Annotated in this window: 4 protein-coding genes; 3 read left to right on the top strand and 1 reads right to left on the bottom strand. The window is 64.3% G+C overall.

Annotated features, from left to right (window positions below; translation table 11 throughout):
• A partial coding sequence (locus tag EOA29_RS41745) for a hypothetical protein (RefSeq protein ID WP_189479031.1) occupies positions 1-310 on the top strand: 310 nt, incomplete at its 5' end.
• Positions 311-449: 139 nt separating this feature from the next.
• On the opposite strand, the gene EOA29_RS30300 is transcribed toward EOA29_RS41745, so the two are convergent.
• Positions 450-1,337 (bottom strand): DMT family transporter, encoded by an 888-nt coding sequence (locus tag EOA29_RS30300; RefSeq protein ID WP_245464726.1) that lies wholly within the window; start codon positions 1,335-1,337, stop codon positions 450-452.
• Between the two features lie 586 nt (positions 1,338-1,923).
• Here EOA29_RS30300 and EOA29_RS30295 point away from each other — a divergent pair.
• Complete coding sequence (locus EOA29_RS30295) at positions 1,924-3,069, top strand: acyltransferase (protein WP_126094723.1); 1,146 nt, start codon at positions 1,924-1,926, stop codon at positions 3,067-3,069.
• Positions 3,066-3,224 (top strand): glycosyltransferase family A protein (locus EOA29_RS30290; protein ID WP_145969875.1); only part of this gene is annotated, 159 nt, incomplete at its 3' end. The genes EOA29_RS30295 and EOA29_RS30290, both read left to right, overlap by 4 nt.

The raw sequence follows: 3,224 nt of genomic DNA, 5'->3' as shown, positions 1-3,224 counted from the left end.
TATTTCCACCGCCACTGTTACCGCCGCCGCTGTTACCGCCGCCGTTATTTCCACCGCCACTGTTACCGCCGCCGCTATTCCCGCCGCCATTACCGTTACCGCCATTGCCATTGCCGCCTTTGCCGGCATAGGCCTTGGCTACGACAGGACCGCCGATGGAGAGATGAAAAGGCGCGACAACCAACGCCAGCGCAGTGAGCGCTTGCAAGACAAGCCTGCAGCCCATGCGCGCTACGCGCATCCCATTCTCCCCATACCGGCCATCCAGCCCTTCGGCCAAACTACCCCACCGGCAATGTCGCAGCATTAGCATCCCCAATCAGCGTGTCGTGCGGAAGTGGCCCACGACCCTTGTCTTGTTTATTCAGACCTTTTTCGTGACGATATCGGACCTAAGTCCTATCGCAACCACCGGATGTAGTCCGGCATGAACGCGCGGCGTTTTCCCCTTACCCCGGCGAGGAGACCGGCGCTCTTGCCGTCACCGCCGTGCCGAAGGCGGCGGCAATCACGGCGGCGATGCCGGCGCATTGCAGCGCACTCAAGCTCTCATGCAGGAACAGGAAGCCGGTCAGCGCTCCGAGCGCCGGCTCCAGGGAGGTGAGCGTGCCGTAAACCCGCGCCGGCATCCTGGTGAGCGCCATCATCTCGAGCCAGAAGGGCAGCGCGCTCGAGAACAGGCCGACGACGGCCGCGCCCGCCATCACATGCGGGTCGGTGAGATAAGGCCAGGCAGCCGAGAATCCGAAAGGCAGCGCCAGCAGAGCGGCGATCGCCATGCCGTAGGCCGAGGTGCGAACGCCGAGCTCGGCGCCGGCCTTCTGCGCGAAGATGATGTAGAGCGCCCAGCAGCCGCCGGCGGCAAGCGCAATCAGCACGCCTATCGGATCAAGTCCCCGGCTGACATCGGCAAAAGGCGAGAGCAGCACGATGCCGGCGACGGCAAAGGCCACCCAGACGAGATCGAGCGGGCGCCTGGAACCGAGCGTCGCCACGAAAAGCGGCCCGGTGAATTCCAGTGCCACGCAGATGCCCAGCGGAATGCGCTCCAGCGCGGTATAAAACAGCAGGTTCATGACCGAGACGGTGACGCCATAGGCCGCGAGCCACGGCAGGGTTTTGAGCGACGGCATCACCTTCCAGGGCCTCAGCGCCGCGGCCAGCATCAGCGCGCCGATGAGAAGCCTCAGCATCGTCGTGCCCTGTGGGCCGAGGACCGGGAACAGGCCCTTGGCGAAAGCGGCGCCCACCTGAACCGAAAGAACGGCGCCGAGCAGCCCGAGAATGGGCAAGGCGCCCGCCTGGGTCCCTGGTTTTACGGTTTGCGTCGATACCACTTCTTCTCCCCCTGCCCCGCACCGTCCGAGGCGGAGATACAGCCTGGCGATTGCGCTGTCGTGAGGCAGCGGCCGGCCGATGGTGGGACAGGCGCCTCCCATCTCCCGGCGGGTCTATTGCGTCGCACAAGACGTTGAAATCAAAAGCTCTTTTCGCCGAGCCATGGAAGCATAAAGCGCTAGATTGGATAGCTTTTTCAATACTTCTAAAATACCCGCCATGGTTGCCGGTATATCTTTTCAACATCCCTTGCGGCAGATACTCTCAAAATCAGACCAACTGCCCACGAATATATAGGACCATTGGGCATCTCTGCGAAGATTTTGCAGAGCCAACTACGGCACACAACCGTCCGCATCACGCCTTTATTTCAACGGCGTAAGCATTTTGTGTTGCAGTGCAACAAAGTCCGCGACATCCGTTGGCGGGGCTGTGTGCGTTGGAGGATGCCATTATTTTGACCCGGATGGGCATTCCGCTGGGCCGCAACGACAGCGCTCCGGACGGAAGTTGGTCGACAGGCAGGGCCTACGGGCTTTGCGCGTGCAACGCCTGGCACTGCGAAAGATCTGTCGGAAGCCGCTGATGACGAATCAGCGCGACATCCAGTTGGACATGCTGCGGGCCGTTGCCGTCACGCTGGTGCTTTACGCGCATTTCCTTGCGCCGAACGGCTCCTCCTTCCTCGGCCATCTCGGCGTGCGGCTGTTCTTCGTGCTCTCCGGCTTCCTGATCACGCGGCTTTTGCTGGACGCGCGTGACACCTATGCATTCGAGGCCGGACCGGCGCTGCGTTCCTTCTATGCCAGGCGCGCGATCCGGATTTTCCCGCCCTATTTCGCGGTGCTGGGGCTCGTCTGGCTCACCGACCTGGAACAGTCCAGGTCGTCGCTCGCCTGGCATGCGCTCTATCTCTCGAATTTCTGGTATGCGCAGCGTAACGACTGGACGCCCTGGCTGCTCTGCCATTTCTGGAGCCTCAGCATCGAGGAGCAGTTCTATCTCGCCTGGCCACTGATCGTGCTCGTGGCGCCGCGCAGGCGCATCGAGGCGATCACCATCGGCGTCATCTGCTTCTCGCTCGCCTATCGCTTCTACTGGCCGATCGCCGCCGACCCGGCGCTGGCGCGGGACCTGTTGCCGCCGGCCTCGATGGACGCGCTTGCCTGCGGCGCCCTGCTTGCCGTCCGCCGCGCCCGAGGCGCCGACGTGCCGCGATGGATGCGGCTTTGCTGGCCGGCCTTGGTCGCGGTCTTCCTGCTCGTCGTCTGGTCCGATCCGGGGCCGGCGAGCTCGGCCTGGGAGTGGCCGCGCTGGTTCCTGGTGCAGGTGCTGCCGCTGGCGCTGCTGGTGGCGATCGTCGCCGCCTGCTCGAACGGCCTTGGCGGCACGCCCGGCAGGCTGGCCGAACTGCCGCCGCTCATCTTCCTCGGCCGCATCAGCTACGGCGTCTATCTCTACCATCCGATCCTGCTCGCCTATGCCGTCAAGGCGCAGCCATGGCTGCCACTCAACGTCTCGGAACAGGGGCCGGGCCGCTTCCTGGTCGCAGGCGCCGCCACGCTGGTCGTCGCCTCGCTGTCCTGGGTGCTGTTCGAGAAGCCGCTCAACAGCCTCAAGCGCTATTTCCCCTATGTGGCGCCCTCGCGCCCGCGTGGCGCGAGCGAGGCCCGCGGGTTCGGCATCGCCCCGGCGCTCGATCTGCGGCCGACGGACCGGAGCCGACCATGACCGCTCCCCTCATCTCCGTGCTGTTGCCGGTCTACAATGCCGAGCCCTATGTCGGCGCCGCGATCCAATCGATCCTGAGACAGGACTACGGTCGGCTCGAGGTCATCGCCATCGACGACGGATCGACCGACCGGTCGCTTGAGATCCTCGAGCGC

Origin of the sequence: Mesorhizobium sp. M1E.F.Ca.ET.063.01.1.1, assembly GCF_003998155.1 — a bacterium.
In the GTDB taxonomy this organism is placed as follows: Bacteria; Pseudomonadota; Alphaproteobacteria; order Rhizobiales; family Rhizobiaceae; genus Mesorhizobium.
This window is presented reverse-complemented; position numbering and strand designations above follow the sequence as displayed.

Coding starts and splice junctions, on each gene's coding strand:
- EOA29_RS30295 (WP_126094723.1), top strand. CDS start 1,924: ATGACGAATCAGCGCGACATCCAGTTGGACATGCTGCGGGCCGTTGCC.